Origin of the sequence: Acinetobacter sp. AR_0276 (assembly GCF_003000705.1) — a bacterium.
Lineage (GTDB): Bacteria > Pseudomonadota > Gammaproteobacteria > Pseudomonadales > Moraxellaceae > Acinetobacter > Acinetobacter nosocomialis.
This window is the reverse complement of the sequence record NZ_PSQO01000004.1, coordinates 2,607,637-2,629,516: the sequence shown is the minus strand read 5'-3', so window position 1 is coordinate 2,629,516 and position 21,880 is coordinate 2,607,637. Positions and strand designations below refer to the sequence as shown.

Genomic DNA, 21,880 nt, shown 5'->3' with positions numbered 1-21,880 from the left:
ATTACACTCCTAATGCCACTGAAACAGGCTCAGCTAAGGATACTGTCGGTGCTAAACCAACTGGGTAACCGATATAACCTGTAGGTAAATATTCAATTACTTGTACAGGTAAGCTCACTGTAGTTTCGCCTGCTTTAACTGTAATACGTTGACCTTCTTGTAGGTTCAAACGCGTTGCGTCTTGTTCACCTACAGCAAATACAGCTTCAGGAATACGAGTTTCCATTGCAGGTGTTTTAATCGTGAATTCACCAGAACCAAAAATATGGTGCATTGGTACAAGACGGAAGCTTTCAGGGTTTGCAACTACTGCAGTTGGAGCAACATAGCTACGTGCTGGACGTTTTGCTAAACGGTCAAATAAACGAACGCCTGAATCACCACCTTTTAAGTGACCACCCACTTCATCTTGGTATTTGTTCCAAGATTGTGGAGAGTTCCAACCTGGCGCCCACGCAAATGGTACAAGCGAAGAAGCTTTTTGCGGACCTACATAACCTTCCATAGAGAATGTTAATGCTGAATCTGGGTCTGTCGGTTGCTTAGGTTCATGAACAGATAAAGGTGCACGAATTGCTGTACGACCAGAATAGCGACGTGGTTCACGAGCAATTTTCAAACCATGTACACGGTAACCTGCATCTGGTGCAACATCTTGAATTGCTTCAAGTACCGGAACATTTTTAACGATACTTTCAATCACGTCATCAAGCAATGTCCAATCAACTGGCTTACCTTTAAGACCAGTTTCAATGGCATGCAACCAACGCCAAGATTCTTTAATCGCGTATTCAGGTTTGTAGTAGCTTGGATCGTAAACTTGATAGAAGCGCTGAGCACGACCTTCTTGGCTTACAACAGTACCATCACCTTCAGCAAAGCTTGCTGCTGAAAGCACAATATCCGCCTGTTTCACAGTTTCTGTTTCGCTGTGATCAAGCACGATTACTGTTTCAGCCTTATCAAGTGCTGCTTTAACTTGAGCAGCTGGTAAACGACGGAACAAGTCATTTTCAACAATAACAAGTGTGTCGTAGTCTTGAGCAAATGCTTGTTCAAGGCTTAAGCCACCAAACAATGCCAAGCCCATAGAGTTCACTTCAGGAACTACAAGGCTTAAACCAGCTTTTGAGCCAAGGTTTTGCGTTAACTCTGCTGCAGCTTCCATAATTGAAGCATCTTGCAAGCTCGTACCCGCAATAATTAACGGTTTGTTTGCTGCTTTTAAAGTGTCTGCAATAGTTTGAGCAAATGCTTTTGCATCGTCATCTAAACCATTAACTGTTTCACCTTTAACTGCCGCAGCAACTGCAAAACCTAAACGCGCAATGTCATTTGGAGAGGCAACAACTTCACCAGTTGCAACATCGGCAAGACGAGTTTGAGTTGCAGCCAAAATATAGATCGGAGATTTCGCTTCCTGACCAATACGTTGTACTGGTTCAGCCAACCAATCTGGCGTACGTGTTTTTGCAGCCATTTCGCGAGCTTTGTTTTTCGCAGCTTGACGAACTGACAAAGCCATACGTGGTGCAGTTTGGGTTAAATCTTCACCCAAAATTAATACTGCATCATAGCTTTCAATTTCACGCATGTTCGGGTTGTAAATACCTTCTGTTTGCATGATTGAAGCAGCAAGTTCAACAAGTTTTTGCTCTTTTTGTGCAACACCTGTTGAATAGTTTGCTTGGCCTACAAGTTCACGTAATGCATAGTTTGATTCTAAGCTTGCACGTGGTGAACCGATACCTAAAACTTTTTTACCTTCAAGTTTCGCAATTGCTTGATCTAAAGCTTGGTCAACAGAAACAGTTGCTACTGTTTCGCCATTCCGGAACTGAGGTTGACGTGGACGATCTGCACGGTTTACATAACCTGTGCCAAAACGGCCTTTGTCACAAAGGAAGTATTGGTTAACCGAACCATTGAAACGGTTTTCTACACGACGGATTTCGCCATAACGCTCACCCGGAGAGATGTTACAACCTGAAGAACAGCCATGACACACGCTTGGTGCATATTGCATATCCCATTTACGGTTATAGCGCTCTGAATGAGTCTTATCGGTAAATACACCTGTTGGACATACTTCAGTCAAGTTACCAGAGAATTCAGATTCTAAAGTGCCTGATTCTGGACGACCAAAGTAAACACGCGATGCGTTGGCAAACACACCAAAGTCTGTACCGCCCGCATAGTCTTTGTAGTAACGAACACAACGGTAACAAGCAATACAACGGTTCATTTCATGCGCAATGAATGAGCCTAGTTCTTGGTTGTAATGTGTACGCTTAGTAAAACGATAGCGACGACGGTCATGACCAGTCATTACAGTCATATCTTGTAAATGACAGTGACCACCCTCTTCACACACCGGACAGTCATGTGGGTGGTTGGTCATTAAGAACTCAACGATAGATTCACGAAAATCCGTTGCTTCTTTGTCTTCAATCGAGATATAGGTATTGTCAGATGCTGGTGTCATACATGACATCACAAGACGTCCGCGCGTATCTTCAGGATTTGCATACTGAGTTACGGCACATTGACGACATGAACCAACAGAACCTAAGGATGGGTGCCAACAAAAATACGGAATATCAATGCCAAGGGATAAACATGTTTGTAGCAAGTTTTCTGATCCATTGACTTCGTACGATTTTCCATCGACATGAATTGTAGCCATAGTCGAATCCCTTAAGCTTGTTCTACGTTGCTAGTTTGCACGACAGGACGATTCGTCACTTTCGCTTCAAACTCGCTACGGAAATGTTTGAGTGCGCCCATAAGCGGCTCCATCGCACCTGGTGCGTGGGCACAGAAAGTTTTACCAATCCATAACTTACGAGTAAGTTCTTGTAAATGATCGATATCTTCTTTCTTACCTTCACCTGTTTCAAGTGCTTTAAGCGCTTTAACAGCCCATGGCAAACCATCACGGCACGGTGTACAGAAACCGCATGATTCACGCGCAAAGAATTCTTCAAGATTACGGGTCAACGACACCATACATTGAGTCTCGTCTACCACCATCAATAAACATGTTCCTAAACGAGAACCTGCTTTCATAATGGTTTCAGCATCCATTGGTAAATCAATGGTATCTGCAGGTAAAAAGTCAGTTGACGCACCACCTGGTAACCATGCTTTAAGCTTTAAGCCTTCACGCATACCACCGGCATGATCTTCGATTACTTCACGTGCAGTCGTACCAAATGGTAGTTCCCAAAGACCAGGGAATTTAACTTTACCTGACGCACCATAAATCTTAGTGCCTGGATCTTTTGATTTACCAGCTGATAAACCGATATACCACTCTGGACCACGAAGCATGATTGCTGGCAAGTTGTTATAAGTTTCAACGTTGTTCACAATCGTAGGACGACCCCATGCACCAGCAACTTGCGGGAATGGCGGTTTAGTACGTGGGTTAGCACGACGACCTTCAAGTGAGTTAATCAATGCAGTTTCTTCACCGCAGATATAACGACCTGCACCAGTATGCACGTGTAACTCGAAGTTCCAGCCAGAACCTAAAATGTTGTCACCTAAGTAACCTTTAGCGCGAATTTGCTCAAGCGCCTCATTTAGGTATTGAGCAGCTTCGATGTATTCGCCACGAATGAAGATATAGCCTTGAGTTGCTTCTAAGGTATAACCTGCAATTAACATACCTTCGATCAATTGGTGAGGAAGTTTTTCCATCAACAAACGGTCTTTAAAGGTACCTGGTTCCATCTCATCGGCGTTACAGATCAAGTAACGTGGGCCACCATCGTTTGGCGCCATAAGAGACCATTTGATCCCTGCTGGGAAGCCTGCACCACCACGACCTTTTACAGTTGCAGCTTTAATGACTTCAAGCACTTCAGCAGGTTTCATGCCTAATGCTTTTTTAAAGCCAGCATAACCGTCAAGTGCTTCATAGTCGTCAGCGCTATGTACGGCATCTTGTTTGCTTAAACGCCAAGTCAGTGGATGAGTTTCCGGATTACCGTCGCCATAAATTGGTTTTGGTTCAGTATTCATACATACTTCTCCAATAACTGTTTGACTGATGTCACTTCAACTAAACCGTGAGTATCTTCATCAATCATTAACGTTGGGCCTTTGTCACAGTTGCCTAGGCAGCAAATTGGGAGCAGTGTAAAACGACCATCTTGTGTCGTTTGACCAAACTGAATACCTAATTCACGCTGGAATGCTTCAGCTAATGTTTCAGCACCCATTAAGAAGCAAGCAATCGAGTCACAAAGCAAAATTACGTGACGACCTACAGGCTGGCGATAGATACGGTTGTAGAACGTTGCTACACCTTCTAAATCTGCCACACTAATCGTCAATAATTGTGCGATGGCGTTCATTTGAGCATCATCTACCCAACCGTTACGGCGCTGTACGCACTTTAATGCATCTAAAGAAGCTGCACGTGGGTATGGATAGTGACCAATGTGATGTTCAATTTCATGGATTTCTTCAGCAGTCAAAATCCCTTCAACATTCACACGTGGTTTTTTATCAGTCAGAATCATCATTTTGCGTTACCTCTTAGCGATCCACGTCAGCCATAACCACGTCAATGGTCGCCAGATAAATGATTAAGTCAGACACTAAACTGCCGTTAATCACTGAAGGAATTTGCTGTAAGTGAGTAAACGTCGGTGTACGGATACGAGTACGATAACTCATCGTTGCCTTATCCGAAGTCAAGTAATAAGTACTTGCACCTTTCACAACTTCAGTCATGAATGACGCTTCACCAGCAGGCATGACAGGACCCCATGACACGCTCAAGAAGTGCGTAATCAAAGTTTCAATATCTTGTAACGTCTTATCTTTTGGTGGTGGAACAGCCAATGGGTGATCCGCTTTATATGGACCAGAAGGCATGTTATCCAAACACTGTTTGATAATTTTGAGTGACTCAGTAATTTCACGGAAGTGAACAAGAACACGAGCGTAAGCATCGCCTTCATACTCAACTGGCACATCAAAATCAAAGTTTTCATAGCCACTGTATGGACGATATTTACGAACGTCGAAATCAATACCTGTTGCACGTAAACCAGTACCAGTTACACCCCATGCAAGCGCAGATTTTGCATCGTATTGAGCAACATTACGTGTACGACCAATAAACACAGAGTTTTTAAGCGCAGCTGTGTAGTATTCGTTGAGACGTTTTGGCATCCACTCTAGCAATTCTTTAACAAGTTTTTGCCAGTTATTTGGAAGGTCGTGTGCTGTACCACCAATACGGAACCATGCTGGGTGCATACGGTAACCCGTAATTGCTTCAACAATGTCGTATACTTTTTGACGGTCTGCGAACATATAGAATACTGGTGTCATACCACCGGCATCCTGAATTGCCGTACCACAGTAAAGTAAGTGGTTATTAATACGGAACAATTCGTTCAACATGACACGAATCACTTGTGCACGCTCAGGAACTTTAATTCCTGCAAGCTGTTCAACTGCCATTACATATGGCATGTTTTGCGCACAACCACCCAAGTAGTCAACACGGTCAGTATAAGGAATGAAAGAGTGCCATGTTTGACGCTCAGCCATCTTTTCCACACCGCGGTGGTGATAACCGATATCAGGAACACAGTCTTTCACTTCTTCGCCATCTAACTGCAATACAATACGGAACGCACCATGTGCAGATGGATGGTTAGGACCCAAGTTCAAGAACATGAAGTCTTCATCAGCGTTACCACGCTTAAGACCCCAATCTTCAGGTACAAAGCGTAAATGTTCCTGTTCGAAATCTTGCTTCGCTTTGTCTTGCATATACGGCGTATATTCTGTCGCACGTGCTGAATATTCTTTACGAAGCGGGTGACCTTCCCAATAAGTTGGCAACAAGATACGACGGAGCATTGGATGCCCTTCGAAATTGATACCGAACATATCGTAAGCTTCACGTTCATACCAGTTGGCATTTGGCCAGATATTTGTCGCTGTCGGGAGGCTAAGATCATTTTCGTTCAAGGCAACCTTGATACGAATGTCACTATTACGCTCAAGCGATAATAAATGATAGAACACAGTGAAGTCAGATGCTGGTAAACCATCACGATGTTGACGTAAACGCTCATCCATCGCTGATAAGTCAAACAGCATTACATAAGGACGTTCCACTTTACGCAGGAACATGAGGACTTCTTGCACGCGTGCGCGCTCAACCCAGACTGTTGGAAACTCTTCAAAAGTCGCCTGCACATAGAAGTTCTCACCAAACTTGGTTTTGAGCTCTTCTACGATTGCAAATGCTGGGCGTGAATCAACTGGTGTTGATTCTGGCATAGCAATGTCAGTTTCAGCCATTGGCTTGGCTTCCTATTTAATACAAATTCTGTCAATTTTCTCGATGAACATATCGGTCAGATATGTCAAAACACCGTCAAAAAATTATTTAATCTCATCCATAGAGCGTAAGTTTTTAACGGCAATACGCTGCGCATTCTTACGATCACGTTCTGGCATCATCTTTGGCTTATACACTGGCTGAAGATCATCACCAATCACGGCAGAAAGCGGGCGTCGCTCTAATTGAATCTGGTCTTGCAAAAGCATTAACGCTTGAATTAATGCTTCAGGACGAGGCGGACAACCTGGGACGTACACGTCAACAGGAATAATTTTGTCTACACCTTGTACTACTGAATAGATGTCGTACATACCTCCAGAGTTTGCACAAGCACCCATTGAAATAACCCATTTAGGTTCTAACATTTGTTCATACAAACGTTGAATAACCGGAGCCATTTTTACAAAGCAGGTACCTGCAACAATCATCAAGTCAGCCTGACGAGGTGAAGCACGAATAACCTCTGCACCGAAACGGGACAAGTCATGCACGCCTGTTAAAGTCGTTGCATATTCAACGTAACAACATGAGGTACCAAAGTTAAATGGCCACAAAGAGTTTTTACGTCCCCAGTTTACTGCTGTATGCAAGACATCCTCTAAACGAGTCATGAATACGTTTTTATTCACTTCCTCTTCAAGCGGATCAGTCACAATTTGGCGTTCTTGCAATGGGTATTGATCAGCATCCGGATTCGCGCGGGTCAGAGTATATTTCATCCCGACTTACTCCTTTTCAGATGACAATGCAGGTGTAGTTTTTGACTTAACACGACCTGATGATTGGGCTGGAATCTGGCCAGTAGGGTCAGTTACGAGCTCTTCAATAGAGTTAAAGCGTGTAATTTCAGCAATGTCCATTGTTGGTGAACCGACTTTAATCTTCTCACCAGCTAATTTACGGCGATCTGCCGGTGCCCAACTTAAAGCACCTACAGAGAAGGCATAAACAAGCGCAATTAATAGATCAACGACAAAGATTACAACAGTGGTATAGCCCAACCACCCTACTTCACGCACAGAAGTAGACCATGCATAGAGGTAAAGGGCCTCTAAGTCGAAAACCACGAAGAAAATTGCAACTAGATAGAACTTTGCAGACAGGCGAATGCGAGCGCCACCAGCACTCACGACACCTGATTCAAACTGCTCTTGCTTAGCACGTCCCCACGATTTTCCCCCGAGGAGTAAGGGAACTGTGAGCATAAAGACGCAAAGAAATGTAACGCCGATCACGAAGGCGATAATCGCCCAGTCGTATGGAGTAATGGCACTCATGCGGGGATAACTCCTGGCAGGCCTATTATTTAACAAAGAATGTATGTATTGGCCTTTGAATACACCAAACACAAAATTAATCCCGCCAATTGTACCTGATTTCTAATTTCGCATGCTAGTTGAAGCGTCTTAGTCTTTTGGATGATTTTCCAATCAAAAGTATTGTTCTATGTCTTGTAGAGGGGGTTTCACCGCTTATAATCGGTTTATTTGATAGTTTTCTTAGTTGTAATGATTTTTTTCATTTTTTGATTTTTAATATTATTTGCACAATTGCTCAATCGGTCAAAATAAACACCTTACTTTTTTATAATATTAGACGGTTTTTTATTGTATTCCTCTTCCCCTCTGAATTATGATGAATGTTTAATCATGCATTAATATTTTATTACTCTTGGATAAGAGTGTTTATCATTAAGGGCAGCTGATGCCATACTCACTTCGTGAATTTTCATTTTCTTCTTCCCTGAAGTTTTTTTTCCTATTCACTCTCATTATTTCAATATGCTGCTTTATTGGAATTGCATCTCGCCCCCTTAGTTTTCTTGCATTTTTCTGGCCTGCTAACTCCGTATTTTTAGGTCTACTCATTCGATTTCCGCAAACACGACAAGTGGGTAGTTTTGCAGGAGCTTTTATCGGTTACATGATTGCCGATTTAATTAAGGGCACTCCTCTTTTTCTCACCCTTATTTTAACTGCCTCAAATTACCTATATGTCGTCATGACATTAGCACTTGCAATGTTATTTGGCCGTTATATAAAAGCTGCGTATCGAGGCTATTCTTACTTGGTTTTATTTGCTCTGTGCGGTATTGGTAGCATAACTGGTGCTTTTTTTGCAGCAACTTTTGTACCGATGTTTAATACCAAATTTATGATTGGCAGCTTTTGGGCTGAGTTTGGTTATTGGGTTACATCAGAACTTCAAAATGCCTTACTGTTATTGCCAATCATTTTAAACTTCCCTCCTTATCTTAAAATAAAAAACTACATTAAAGGTAATCAAGTATATGTAAAGGCTGTTGATTTTCTGCCTTTATTGGCTGTCCTCATTTCAATAACTGTCAGTTATTATGACTCAGGTCCAGGTTCCCTACTCTATCCAATTGCCGCATTAATCTGGTGCGCTATACGCTATAAACCCATTATTGTGGCTCTCATTACTTCTTTTACGAGTGCGTATATTATTTATCATGTCTCTGGTCATTAAGAGGTGGATCAGGAAATTTGAACAACACTTATAAGTGATATTTTGCTCCCCAAATGATGTTATAAACATCAATATATGGAGTATTTTATGGCACGTAGACCAAGAAGAAATCATTCAAATGATTTTAAAGCTAAGGTAGCACTTGCTGCGATTAAAGCAGAAAAAACACTTGCTGAATTGAGTGCTGAATTTGATGTTCATCAAAACCAAATTATCGACTGGAAAAATCAACTGATTTCAGCTTCCTCGCAAGCTTTCGATCAATCAAAAGCTCCAACAGAACCACCCATCGATCTAAAAAAACTACATGCAAAAATCGGTGAGCAGGCATTAGAAATTGATTTTTTAGAAGGTGTGTTGAAGAAACTGGGCCGCTTCAACCACAAAAGTTAATCGATGACTCACTTCAGATTTCAGTATCTAAGCAAGCTCAGCTGCTGAAAGTCTCCCGTGGTTGTTATTACTATCGCCCAAAACCTGTGAGTGCATCAGATCTGAAGCTGATGCGCTGTATGGATGAGTTACATATGCAATACCCTTTTGCAGGTAGCCGTATGATGCGTGATTTGTTGAATCGTCAAGGACATCATATAGGACGACGTCATACACGTACTTTAATGAAGAAAATGGGCATTAATGCGTTATATTGCAAACCAAATTTAAGCCAGGCTAATCAAGCTCACCGCAAATATCCATATCTGCTCAAAGGATTGGCTATTCAGCGCAGTAATCAAGTGTGGTCTACGGATATAACGTATATCCCTATGGCAAAAGGCTTTGTTTATTTATGTGCTGTGATTGATTGGCATAGCCGCAAGGTACTTGCGCATAGAGTATCGATTAGTATGGAGGTTACATTTTGCATAGAAACATTAAATGAAGCTATTGAAAAATATGGTCGACCTGAAATATTTAATACAGACCAAGGCAGTCAGTTTACCAGTGATGCATTTATTGATGTATTGAAATCAAATGGCATTCAAATCAGTATGGATGGTAAAGGTCGATGGGTTGATAATGTGATGGTTGAACGATTATGGCGGAGCGTTAAATATGAAGAGGTGTATCTCAAAGCCTACAGCAATGTTTTGGATGCGAAGAAGCAATTAAACGCATATTTTGAATTTTATAATTTGAAACGACCTCATTCGAGTCTGGACAAAATGACTCCAGATGAGTTTTACTATGACCAGCTACCACAACAAAATAAGGTAGCTTAACTAGAGCAGAGTATCACTTATAAATAAGCTTTTAGTTGTTCAAACATGTGGGACCACCTCTTTATTTATTACTGTATCCACAAGATTATTTAAGCAATACTATTTCTATCCGTATAGGGCTAATCATGATGACCATTGCACCACTTACTGTTTCCAGTATTAGTGCACTTCATTCTGAATTAATTCAAAAATTACAACATGCTATTGCCCATGATGAACTCACATCGAGTTTAACTCGACGTCAGTTTTTACAATCGGTTCGTTTACTCCAAGAAAAAGTACAAAAAGGACATAAAACCTCTGCATTTTTTATGTTGGATGTCGACCATTTTAAAAAGGTGAATGACAGTTATGGTCACTTGATTGGTGATAGAGCCTTACAAACCTGTGTAACCACTATACAAAATATTCTGCACCCTCATGATTTACTGGGTCGTTTTGGAGGTGAGGAATTCGCAATTTTTATTCCTGACACGACTAAAGAAGCTGCTTTTGAACTTGCAGAAAGAATACGCATTAAAATTAGTCAGCAACCAATATATGTTTATGGCAAATTACCTATTTTTGTACAGGTCAGTATTGGTATTAGCTTATATTCTCCAAACTACCACCGATCTATTGAAAGCTTGTTTAAAGAAGCAGATGACGCACTCTATCAAGCAAAGCGCCAAGGACGTAACCGAGTTTTTATTTCTTTGTAATATTTTAAAGTCATCATCTAGTGTAATGAATTTTATACAATAACTTCTGTTTTGCCATGTATGCTAATAACAGATAATAAGGAGAAAAATGTATGAATCTAGAATATACGCATAAACCAGACTATTACTTGTTTGCACAATTACTCGTGCGACATATAGAAAGCTATATTCAAAAACACCCAGATGCAGATAATGCCATTTTTGACTTGCGAGATGTCTATGAAATTTTTAGACAAGATTTCGCGTCAACCACAACAAATTTAGAAGGCATTTTACATATTGCGGATTCATATAGAGTTGAAACTTTGAATGGAGACCAGCCTCTTATTCAAAAATATCAAATCGATGCTAAAAACAATTCGCTGTTAATTGACTTTAATACAGATGCGCTAAACAGTTTAAGAAGCGGGAAACCAATTTTAGAACCTGATGCCACTCAATTATAAATAAACCAATAAAAAAGCACCTTATGCAGGTGCTTTTTTATTTGCCTTTAATGGCGGCTGTTTAAAGCGATGTGCTGGCCACGTCATGATAAAACGTGCGCCTCCCAAGCTTGGGCTTTCATCTACTTTAATTTCACCACCAAACCAATAAGCAATACGGCTTACAATCGAAAGTCCTAAACCATACCCACCAGATGCACGTGTACGGCTATCATCTAAACGTGCAAAGGCTTCAAATACACGTTTACGATCTTGTTCAGGAATACCGGGACCATCATCTTCAACACAGACAAAAGCCATGCCATCGCTGTGAATACCACCAGTAATACGCACTTTGTTATCACAATAACGAACAGCATTACCTACTAGGTTTTGTACAACACGGTGAAGGTAACGACGCTCTGCATCTACTTTCACATATAAAGGCGGTGGAATGAGTTCAATTTCTTTCTGTGTTTTTAACGCTTCGGTTTCAACTGCAACCTGATCCAACACTTCAAAGAGTACAATTTCTGCAAAATCTAGCGAAGGTGTACCCTGCTCTAGTTTTGCATAAGTCATGATTTCATCAATTAAGGTATTGAGTGCTTCAATATCTTTATCAATCATGTCGACCTGATGCATACGGTGATTGTAGTCATCTTCTTCGGCTAACATTTCTGTACCAAAGCGAATACGTGCAACAGGTGTTCTCAGCTCATGAGATACCGCTCTCATTAACTCACGTTGAGCTTCAATTAAACGCTGAATATGATCAGACATATTGTTATAACTTGAAGCCAAGTTTGCCATTTCGTCACTTCCCTCAATTGGAACACGCAATGACAAATCACCCGATTTCATACGGTTTAATGCATAACGCACTTGGCGAATTTTGCGCTCTAACGGCAAAATCAAACCGTAAACACCCAAACTTAATAAGAATAAGCTAAATAAGGTAATACCCGCAGAAAGCTGTAAAGGCATCCAGTTAAACATTGGAACAGGACCCAACACTAACACTTGTGCAGGATGATTCGGGATTGGAGAGACAATCGAAATGGTCGTACCACGTACTGTTGCACTATCTTTATACAACATGACACTTTGGTCTTGGCGTAAACGCCCAATCTGTTCAGAGTCCAGATTTACATCTTGAATGTTTTGAATATTGATTGGATATGAAAAGTGTTTTTGAATCTTGGCAAGGTACTCTTGTTCCTGCCCCGGATAAAACATTAAGTAGTCGAGTACAAAAATAGGAAGAGCCTTCATTTGGCGTTCACTAATTTTGTCGACTTTTATAGATAAGTAATGTTGTGGGTCGTCACGCAAACCAATAATGACATACGCAATGCTATTACTGGCATCGTAACGAACAACAGATTTTTGTGCTTCAATCCGCTTTTTCTCGGTTCGAGACAATTCAACCTTACTTGCATCAGTATAGTAAATTGGAAGTTCGAGCAAATCAGATGCATCAGAAATCCAATCTATCTTTTGCTGCTTCCCAGGTTGTCGAGCGACCCCTTCACTAATGACATAAGAAATACCATCAGTTAAAGATTCTCGGTATTCTTGTGCGCGTTGGTAGTTGATAATTTGTACCAGTAAATACCCAAAAACAGCCACCAAAACAACAAGAATTACCAGCCCCGCATATATTCGCAGGAATATACTGTGTTTAAACACTCGACCAACCTTATAGGAAGTTTAATCAGATTTTACAATCCATTGGTTTCTTTAACAAACAAGTAACCTTTACTACGTACAGTTTTAATACGTTTTGGATTTTCAGGATCATCGCCAATTTTTGGACGAATACGTGAAATACGTACGTCAATTGAACGGTCTTGACCATCGTATTCGATACCACGTAAACGTTCGAAGATATCTTCACGCGATAAAATACGACCAGCGTTTGATGCAAGCAACCATAACAAGTCATATTCAGCACTTGTAAAGTCAACAAGTTCACCGTTTAACGTTACAGAGCGGCCGCCATTGTCGATGACTAGATCGTCAAACTCGATACGTTGAGCAACTTCATCTTCAACAGTTTTATCTGTGCGACGTAATAGTGCACGAATACGCGCTAATAATACACGTGGTTGAACTGGTTTAGCGACATAATCGTCTGCACCCATTTCTAGACCAAGTACTTGGTCCATGTCTTCAGTACGTGCAGTCAACATCAAAATTGGTTGATGGTAGTGTGGACGAACTTCACGACAAACGGTTAAACCATCTGCACCCGGCAACATGACATCCAAGACCACAAGATCTGGTTGTTCACTAATAATACGACGAATTGCACGGTTACCGTCAGTTTCTACACCAACTTCCAAACCGTTGCGGATTAAATATTCTTGAGTTAATCGCGCTAAACGCTCGTCGTCTTCAACGATCAGAATCTTTGGTAACTTTTCTTCTTGGCTCATATCATTGCCCCTATAAATCTCATTACATGCATCTTAAAAATCTTGCAGATACATTCGTTTATCATTTGCAATATACACACGTTTACATTGTAAACAAGTAGGCGTTCACCAAACTGATACATGACAACCATGTTTTGTTGCATTTTATTAACCTTTGAATTTTCAAGTATTTTTGATATCTGTTTATTATTCTTACATGTCATAATCTATTCATATTTCCTATGTATGAATATTAAACAAATTATTTCTTAGATGAATTTAAATTCACTCAAGTGTTTGTTTTTTGAGTTATCCACAAAGTTATCTATAAGTGTTTTTTCATAGCTTTGGTATGCTATCTCCCGACAAATCATACAGATAAAAAATTACTAAAAAGTCAAGATTGATCTAGCTTAAAAAATCCCGTATCTTGTGTTGAAAATAAACTTTAACTACTAAGTCTTGTGTTTATCCCTCAAATATCGTGGCATGTTTTTTGCTCGGTTCAAACGGTCTATGAACATAACAAAAGTGACAATGGAGCTATGCTGGCATGAGCGTAATTACTTCGACTCCTGGTCAAATTCAGGTGATTAAGCGTACTGGAGATGTTGCTGCATTTGATGCAGAGAAAATTTCTGTTGCGATTGGTAAAGCTTTTCTTGCTGTGGAAGGTCAACAGAGTTCGGATTCAAGCCGTATTCATGACCGTATTACCCAGTTGACGGAAATGGTATTAAATACTTTTAAACGCCGTTTACCATCGGGCGGTACGATCCATATTGAAGAAATTCAAGATCAAGTAGAACTTGCTTTAATGCGTACTGGGGAACAAAAAGTTGCCCGCGCTTATGTAATTTACCGCGAACAACGTGCTAGCGCTCGTCAGCAAACAAATTCAAACCACCACCCTACCTTGCAAGTTACTGATGCAAACGGTCAGCTTCAACCACTTGATTTAAGTGCACTGAAAGCAACTGTAAATAGAGCTGCTGAAGGCTTAGAAGGTATTGAGGTTGAAGCAATTATCGATGAAACCGTTAAAAACTTATATAACGGCGTAAAAGAAAGCGATATTGCAACAACCATGATGATGGCAACACGTACACGTATCGAACAAGAACCTAACTATACATACGTAACTGCGCGTTTGCTTCGTGATGAGTTGGTCAGCACTGGTTTAGCATTCTTAGGTTTACCGGCAGATACAGCTGAAAATAATGCACTTGAAGCATTCTTGAAAAAAGGTGTAGAGCTTGATTTGCTTTCACCAGACTTGCTTAAGTTCGATTTAGAAAAACTAGCAGCAGCAATTCAGCCAGAACGTTCTAACCAGTTTACCTATTTAGGTTTACAGACTCTATTTGACCGTTACTTCATCCATTCAAATGGCGTTCGCTTCGAATTACCACAATTATTCTTCATGCGTGTGTCAATGGGTCTTGCACTGAATGAGCAAGATAAAGAAGAGCGTGCAATCGAGTTCTATAACTTGTTGTCTAGCTTTGACTATATGGCTTCTACGCCTACCCTGTTTAACTCAGGTACATTACGTCCACAGCTTTCAAGTTGTTACTTAACAACGATTGGTGACGACCTTTATGACATTTATGGTGCAATGCGTGACAACGCGATGCTCTCTAAATGGGCGGGTGGTTTAGGTAATGACTGGACACCTGTACGTGCCTTGAACTCTTATATTAAAGGTACAAACGGTAAATCTCAGGGTGTTGTTCCATTCCTTAAAGTTGCCAACGATACTGCTGTTGCGGTAAACCAAGGTGGTAAGCGTAAAGGTGCGGTATGTGCGTACTTAGAAACTTGGCACTTAGACATCGAAGAATTCTTAGAACTTCGTAAAAACACAGGTGATGACCGTCGTCGTACTCATGACATGAACACTGCAAACTGGGTTCCTGACCTATTTATGCAACGTGTGTTTGAAGATGGCGAATGGACACTATTTACTCCATCTGAAACTCCAGACCTCCACGATTTAACTGGTGCTGAGTTTGCTGAACGCTATGCATACTATGAGTCTGTTGCGAAAGAACAGAACATGTTGCACAAGAAAGTACGTGCGAAAGACTTATGGCGCAAAATGCTTTCTATGTTGTTCGAAACTGGGCATCCTTGGATCACGTTTAAAGATGTATGTAACTTACGTTCACCACAACAACATGTTGGCGTAGTTCACTCATCTAACCTATGTACTGAAATTACGTTAAACACAAACCAAGACGAAATTGCAGTATGTAACTTAGGTTCGATCAACCTTGTTCAACACGTTAAAGGCGGCGTATTAGACCGTGAAAAGTTAGCGCGTACGGTTAAAACAGCAGTTCGTATGCTCGATAACGTTATCGACATTAACTACTACGCTGTACCACAAGCGAAAAACTCTAACTTGAAACACCGTCCTGTTGGTATGGGTATCATGGGCTTCCAAGATGCGCTTTACGAAATGGGTATGGCTTACGGTTCTGATGAAGCTGTGAACTTTGCTGACGAGTCAATGGAAGTGATTAGCTACTATGCAATCCAAACTTCAAGTGACTTGGCTGTTGAACGTGGCGCTTACTCAACATTCAAAGGTTCATTGTGGGATCAAGGTATCCTTCCAATCGACTCTTTAGAAATTGTTGCTAAATCTCGTCCAGAACGTATGTTCGAAGTTGACCGTACTCAACGTTTAGACTGGGACACTTTACGTGCCAAAGTTCAAAAAGACGGTATGCGTAACTCAAACGTAATGGCGATTGCTCCAACTGCAACCATTTCAAACATTTGTGGTGTTTCTCAGTCTATTGAGCCAACATTCCAAAACTTATATGTGAAATCTAACTTGTCTGGTGAGTTCACTGTTATTAACCCTTACCTTGTTCGTGCATTAAAAGACCGTGGTCTTTGGGACACAGTAATGGTTAACGACCTTAAACACTTTGAAGGTTCAGTACAAAAAATTGCTCGTATTCCTGAAGAATTAAAAGCAATCTTTGCTACTGCGTTTGAAGTTGAGCCACGCTGGATTGTTGATGCTGCATCACGCCGTCAAAAATGGATTGATCAAGCACAGTCTCTTAACCTTTACATCTCTGGTGCAAACGGTAAGAAACTTGACATCACTTATAAGATGGCATGGTTACGTGGTCTTAAGACGACTTATTACCTCCGAGCTTTAGGTGCAACTTCTGCTGAAAAATCTACAATTAACACAGGTGCGTTAAACGCGGTTAAACCTGCAACTGTAGAAGCGGCAGCACCTGCAGCAGCGCCAGTAGTAGAAGCGAAAAAGCCTGAAGCAGTTGAAGAAGACGGCTTTACTCAAGCAGCTCCGGTTCCTATGGCTTGTTCAATCGACAACCCAGATTGCGAAGCTTGCCAATAGGGCTGATACTTATATAATCGTATACGGCTTCACAACAAACCCCTTGTAAAATATTTACTTAAATACTTTACAGGGGGTATTTTTTTATATTTAATAAATGTATGGAAAATGATAATTAAAAAACGTATACAAGAATGATAAAACGAAGTATCAAAAAGTTTATTGCCAGTGATAAGCATCCAATAGTGATACTTATTGATGAGAACAGAATTCCATTGTTCTATCCAAATGTTTATGCAATTACAAAGTTTAGAACTTTAGGACGTGCAGCTAGCACCACTGAAAAAGTATTAAGATGTATTGGCACTGCTCATTTATGGGCATCACTAAATAAAATAGCCTTAGAAGAAAGTATCTTATTTTTTGATTTCTTAACCATAGAGCAATTACAAGATTTGGCTTTTTTCCTTAGATTAAAACGAAACCATCAAGATCAGATAGCTGCTAAAAAGGATAAGCAACAATCTTTAAATCCCCAAAAAATTTCAAAAAAAATTGAAAACATCATCTACATCCAGTCACCAAACCAAGAAACAAAAAGTGCGACTTCTGCGGAAGAAGGTGCATTTCAGATAAAGACAATTTTTAACTACTTTGAATTTCTACTTCAAAGATCAAAACATCGTCTAAATAAAAATAAATTTAATGACATAGAGCAACGTCTAAATTACTTTTACTCATTAGCACCAAAAGTCTCAAATAAAGGTGATCAAGATGCACCTGAAGGGCTTTCAATTGATGAGCGGAACACTCTTATTGAGATCATTAACCCAAAGCACCCAGATAACCCATTCAGAAATGAATTTCTCAAACATAGAAATCAGTTAATTTACGAAATCATGTTAAGTACAGGAATGCGAAGAAGTGAATTAAGATTTCTAAAAATTGAAGACGTTAACTACAGTACCCATACCATTAATATTCGAGTATCTAAAACAGTCCAACGTGAAGTTAAATGTTCCTCTAAGGCTTGTGAATATTTTCATATTTTCCTTACCAAGTATTTAAATAAAATTCCTTTCAAACATAGAAAGCATGGCTATCTATTTACAACAGAGAAAGGTAAACATTTATCAAATGATGCTATCAATCTAACATTTAGAACATTAAGACAGCATGCAGAGATAACTACATGTCTCACCCCGCATACAATGAGAAGAACGTGGAATGATATTTTTAGCGAAATGATAGATAGCTTGCCAAGCGATAGCAGACCAGATAAAGAGATAGAAAAGCAAATCCGTAACAGATTAATGGGATGGAGTTCAATATCTGAAATGAGCAATCGGTATGCACGTCGATCTATCAGAGAAAAGGCCGATGAACTTGCTGAATTATTAGCTAATAGTATTCTTATTAGGCCAGAGTCATAAATATGCAAAGTAATATAATTAAAGAAATCACTCCACTTACGGAACGAACAATTGTTTTACTCGATGGGAGACATGTAACTGTTCCACTTTATAAAAATTTTAAAATCGACAACCATGATGGTATGACATTTCTTCTTAATTTCAATATTTTCAGTAATAATAATATATTACATAAAGTATTATCGAATTCAGTGATAGATTTGCTTTCTACTCATTCAATATCATATGCAGCAACAACCACAAGAGCTTTAAAAAAATGGTTTGAATCTGATGTTTATTTAGCTACAACATTAGGACTTGAATGCTTAGATTCTTTAAATAATGTAAGTATTGGATATCAACCATTTATAACACCATTATTAAGAAAACTTAGTAAAAACTTTAAAAACTTAGTATCGAATGATTTAGCCGATTTTTTAGCAAATTCAGAGAAATGGGAAGAAAGAAACCCAGTTTATTTCAAATTAATAGCAAATGATCCCGAAAAAGGCACTTTTACTTTACAAGAGCTAGATAGTATACATTCTAATTTGAACTTTGCTTTCAGTAACGCTTCATTAAGCTTATTTGACTATACTCTCTCTTGGTTTTTGATCGCAACAGGAGCACGACCAGTCCAATTATCACGCTTAAAATATGAAGACATACAAATCATTGATAATGAAGTAATGATTAAAATGCCTTTAGCTAAAGGAGAAGGAATTGTCGAGCAAGGCTATTTTCTAAGGAAAGCACCGACTATTTTGGCTGACTGTATAATTAAATATATAGAGAGTTATCCTCCTCCTGTTGATGAACAAACAAATTTCTTTAAGTTAAATCCTATCCAAATTAGTCACAAAACTAAACAAATCTTCGAAAACTTATCTACTTATTCCTCAAGATTAGAAGCGAAAATTCCAGTAAATGCATATAGATTCAGATACACCCTAGCAACAAGAGCATTAGCTAGTGGCGCTTCAGATCAAGAAGTAGCAAGACTACTAACTCATCGCTCCCTAAGTTGTATACGTTACTATCGTGCCTCTATGCCTGAGTTACAGAAACCAATACAAGATGCTTTAGATGAGGAAATGAACTTTTTTGCAAAAGCATTTAAAGGAAAAATAATCCCATCTTTAGATGAAGCAAAATTTCAAGAATCAGCAATAGCAGATTTTTTCCGATTAGCAGGAAAAACTATTGGCTCATGTGGGACACAAGCTAAATGCTATCAAAATGCTCCTATAGCATGTTTAACATGCCCCTATTTTGAACCATTAATGGATGCGCCTTGGGATAAACTTTTAGAATATTTACTAGAAGATCAAGCTAAAGAACAATCATTAAGGATTAAAGAAATCAATATACAGGCTATCAGGGCAGTTAAAGATCTTATTAGTCTTATAGAATCAAGGTATAACGAATGACAACTATTATTGATTTCAGCCAATCTAAAAAAATAGAAGCTCAAGAAAATTTAAGTATTTTCATTTTAAACAATAAAACTAATTTTATATTCCAAGACTGTAATTGGGATGACAATATATGGGATATTACAAATTTTCTAAAAAATAAAATTAGTGATAGTAAATCAAGAAAAATCTATTTCCGCTCTGTAAATGATAATTCAATATCTAAAAGTAAAATTAGTATTGCTATATCAGACTCCTTTATAGATTTCGCTAAAGCAGTATTCTGCGAAATTATGCGAATAAATAGACTATCCGAATACAAACGCATTATTTACGCTATTCAAGCCTTGGAATTTGCTTTATTAGAACAAAAATCACCAGTGTGCATAACTGAAATAGATGTTGAGACTTTGCATATAGCTGAATCCTATCTTAGATCTAAATACAAAGACCCATGGAGTATTGCAAAAAAATTAGAGTCAATCATCAATAATATAGTCATAAAAAAACAACTAAATACAATAATATATAAATTTTCCACAACTATTACTTATACCCCGCCAGCTAGGAGCGATCGTACACAGAAAGAACATGTGGAAGGTAGTAAGTCGAAAATACCACATTTGGAAGAAATTCTGGCTCTCGCTGAGATCCATCATTCAAGCAGCCATATCCCAGATAAGATAGTCACTTGCTTTTCTGCTTTAGCAATGTTTGCACCTAGTAGAGCCTCAGAAATTTTATCTCTCCCTATAGATTGCATTGCAAAAGCCACTCAAGGAAATCATGAAATCATGGGGCTAAAATGGAGACCATTGAAAGGTGGAGATCCATTAACCAAATTTGCTGTAAATAAAGAATATGAAGAATTAGCTACTGATGCTGTTAACTATTTGATTGAAATTGGCAAACCCGCGCGTGAAGCTGCACGATGGTATAGAGACAATCCAAATAAATTATATCTCCCTCCTCAGCTTGAACATTTGAGAAATCAGCCAATTACTTTATGGGAGGCTACTCAAATTCTAGGAAAGGAGAACTCAATTAAGGCATGTGATGCTTTTGGCTATGGATTTTCTAAACTACTCGGAAGGACTACTGAAAAAAGTAGAATGGTGAAAAAAAGTCCCTCAGTAGGTCTTTATAATTTTGAAGAATTAGAACGCTTTATAATTTCAAAATTACCTCAAACATTCCCAATATTTGATGGCAGATCACAGCAATATTGGGATGAATCGCTATTTGTTTTTCCTAAACACATACTTAAACCAGATGCTGACTCACTTCTATATGTACCTGAAACAATTGATATTAACAAAATTAATAAGCAATTAGGGAGTAATCCAGATGGTAATACTGTTTTCAGTAGAAATAATAAAAAATTGGTCAGTGGAAAAGCAATGTATGTTACCACTCACCAATTTAGGCACCTACTTAATACCTTGGCACAAACTAAAGCGCTCTCTCAGGAACTCATTGCATTTTGGTCTGGAAGAAAAAACATTAAACAGAATGATGTTTACAATCACTTATCCCAAGAAGCGATTATTGAAGCTTTTACAAATCTTGAAAATCAGGTTGAGATGATTAAGGAAGCAGGAAATTTAGAAAAGAAAGCACAAGCAATTGCTAAAAGAAATACCATAAGTTATCACGAAGCTCTACAAATAGAATTAGGTTCAATTCATTTAACTCAATATGGTATCTGTCGGCATGACTATTCTCTCACCCCTTGCCCTAAAGATAAAGACTGTGGAAATTGCGGTGAGTTTTCAGTTATGAAAGGTAATGAGAAACATAAAAAAGAGGCTTCTTATCAAGTACAAATACTCGAAAAAGCACTAATTGAGGCAAAAGAGGCGGAAAAAGATGGGCATACAGGTGCAAGAAGATGGATTGAAGTCAATGAACCAAAATTAGAGCGTTGGCACAAAATCAAAGGATTTCTAGAAGACGACAGTATTCCAAATAATACAATGTTTACCCTAGCCGACTCATCCGACTATCATCAAACTAAAGTTGGTTTAGCTTTCGCAGTAAGAGAATCAGAGCAAAATTCAAATTTTAAAAATTTTTCAGGATTAAAATAA

General features: G+C 39.1%; 15 protein-coding genes and 2 pseudogenes. 8 read left to right on the top strand and 9 right to left on the bottom strand.

The window, feature by feature from the left end; translation table 11 throughout:
• Position 1: 1 nt before the first annotated feature.
• The 6 genes from nuoG to ndhC all read right to left on the bottom strand — a co-directional run bounded on the left by nuoG (position 2) and on the right by ndhC (position 7,656).
• Positions 2-2,686 (bottom strand): NADH-quinone oxidoreductase subunit NuoG, encoded by a 2,685-nt coding sequence (gene nuoG, locus CSB87_RS13405; RefSeq protein ID WP_106105080.1) that lies wholly within the window; start codon positions 2,684-2,686, stop codon positions 2-4.
• An 11-nt stretch (positions 2,687-2,697) separates the two neighbouring features.
• Positions 2,698-4,029, bottom strand: coding sequence for an NADH-quinone oxidoreductase subunit NuoF (gene nuoF / locus CSB87_RS13400; RefSeq protein ID WP_002050452.1), 1,332 nt, complete (start codon positions 4,027-4,029; stop codon positions 2,698-2,700).
• Positions 4,026-4,535 (bottom strand): NADH-quinone oxidoreductase subunit NuoE, encoded by a 510-nt coding sequence (gene nuoE / locus CSB87_RS13395; protein ID WP_002050341.1) that lies wholly within the window; start codon positions 4,533-4,535, stop codon positions 4,026-4,028. Before nuoE ends, nuoF begins: the two co-directional genes overlap by 4 nt.
• 13 nt (positions 4,536-4,548) lie before the next feature.
• Entirely contained in the window at positions 4,549-6,336 is a 1,788-nt protein-coding gene (gene nuoC, locus CSB87_RS13390; RefSeq protein ID WP_002050296.1) for an NADH-quinone oxidoreductase subunit C/D, read from the bottom strand.
• Between the two features lie 84 nt (positions 6,337-6,420).
• Complete coding sequence (locus tag CSB87_RS13385; RefSeq protein ID WP_002050353.1) at positions 6,421-7,098, bottom strand: NuoB/complex I 20 kDa subunit family protein; 678 nt, start codon at positions 7,096-7,098, stop codon at positions 6,421-6,423.
• 6 nt (positions 7,099-7,104) lie between these two features.
• Positions 7,105-7,656 (bottom strand): NADH-quinone oxidoreductase subunit A, encoded by a 552-nt coding sequence (gene ndhC, locus CSB87_RS13380; protein ID WP_002050273.1) that lies wholly within the window; start codon positions 7,654-7,656, stop codon positions 7,105-7,107.
• A 427-nt stretch (positions 7,657-8,083) separates the two neighbouring features.
• Here ndhC and CSB87_RS13375 point away from each other — a divergent pair.
• From CSB87_RS13375 to CSB87_RS13360, 4 genes and pseudogenes are all read left to right on the top strand, one after another.
• Positions 8,084-8,866, top strand: a pseudogene (locus CSB87_RS13375) (sensor domain-containing diguanylate cyclase); the annotation flags it as partial.
• A gap of 90 nt (positions 8,867-8,956) precedes the next feature.
• Positions 8,957-10,089 (top strand): IS3 family transposase gene (locus CSB87_RS13370; RefSeq protein ID WP_223235881.1). Its coding sequence is split into 2 segments (ribosomal slippage): positions 8,957-9,209 and positions 9,209-10,089, totalling 1,134 coding nucleotides; the frame shifts between segments, so codons are not numbered across the junction.
• Positions 10,090-10,151: 62 nt separating this feature from the next.
• A pseudogene (locus CSB87_RS13365) lies at positions 10,152-10,790 on the top strand (GGDEF domain-containing protein); the annotation flags it as partial.
• A 92-nt stretch (positions 10,791-10,882) separates the two neighbouring features.
• Positions 10,883-11,236: a hypothetical protein gene (locus tag CSB87_RS13360; RefSeq protein WP_002050462.1), complete on the top strand. Its 354-nt coding sequence runs from the start codon at positions 10,883-10,885 to the stop codon at positions 11,234-11,236.
• A gap of 21 nt (positions 11,237-11,257) precedes the next feature.
• On the opposite strand, the gene bfmS is transcribed toward CSB87_RS13360, so the two are convergent.
• The 3 genes from bfmS to CSB87_RS13345 are packed head-to-tail and all read right to left on the bottom strand — an operon-like array spanning position 11,258 to position 13,859.
• Positions 11,258-12,907 carry a sensor histidine kinase BfmS gene (bfmS, locus tag CSB87_RS13355; protein WP_004710386.1) on the bottom strand — a complete coding sequence of 550 codons (1,650 nt, stop codon included), beginning with the start codon at positions 12,905-12,907 and terminating at the stop codon, positions 11,258-11,260.
• A gap of 32 nt (positions 12,908-12,939) precedes the next feature.
• The gene (bfmR, locus tag CSB87_RS13350) at positions 12,940-13,656 is read right to left on the bottom strand and encodes a response regulator transcription factor BfmR (protein ID WP_000076440.1); all 717 of its coding nucleotides are present in this window, start codon (positions 13,654-13,656) and stop codon (positions 12,940-12,942) included.
• A complete protein-coding gene (locus tag CSB87_RS13345; RefSeq protein ID WP_023188471.1) occupies positions 13,653-13,859 on the bottom strand; it encodes a hypothetical protein in 207 nt (68 codons plus the stop codon). The genes bfmR and CSB87_RS13345 overlap by 4 nt, the downstream gene beginning before the upstream one ends.
• Before the next feature lie 329 nt (positions 13,860-14,188).
• On the opposite strand from CSB87_RS13345, the gene CSB87_RS13340 reads away from it, so the two are divergent.
• From CSB87_RS13340 to CSB87_RS13325, 4 genes are all read left to right on the top strand, one after another.
• Positions 14,189-17,023, top strand: a complete 2,835-nt coding sequence (locus CSB87_RS13340; protein WP_004888625.1) for a ribonucleoside-diphosphate reductase subunit alpha — start codon at positions 14,189-14,191, stop codon at positions 17,021-17,023.
• A gap of 134 nt (positions 17,024-17,157) precedes the next feature.
• Complete coding sequence (locus CSB87_RS13335; protein ID WP_039248834.1) at positions 17,158-18,396, top strand: tyrosine-type recombinase/integrase; 1,239 nt, start codon at positions 17,158-17,160, stop codon at positions 18,394-18,396.
• A 2-nt stretch (positions 18,397-18,398) separates the two neighbouring features.
• On the top strand, positions 18,399-19,805 hold the full coding sequence (locus CSB87_RS13330) for a site-specific integrase (RefSeq protein ID WP_039248835.1): 1,407 nt from the start codon (positions 18,399-18,401) through the stop codon (positions 19,803-19,805).
• Positions 19,802-21,880 carry a hypothetical protein gene (locus tag CSB87_RS13325; RefSeq protein ID WP_039248838.1) on the top strand — a complete coding sequence of 693 codons (2,079 nt, stop codon included), beginning with the start codon at positions 19,802-19,804 and terminating at the stop codon, positions 21,878-21,880. The genes CSB87_RS13330 and CSB87_RS13325 overlap by 4 nt, the downstream gene beginning before the upstream one ends.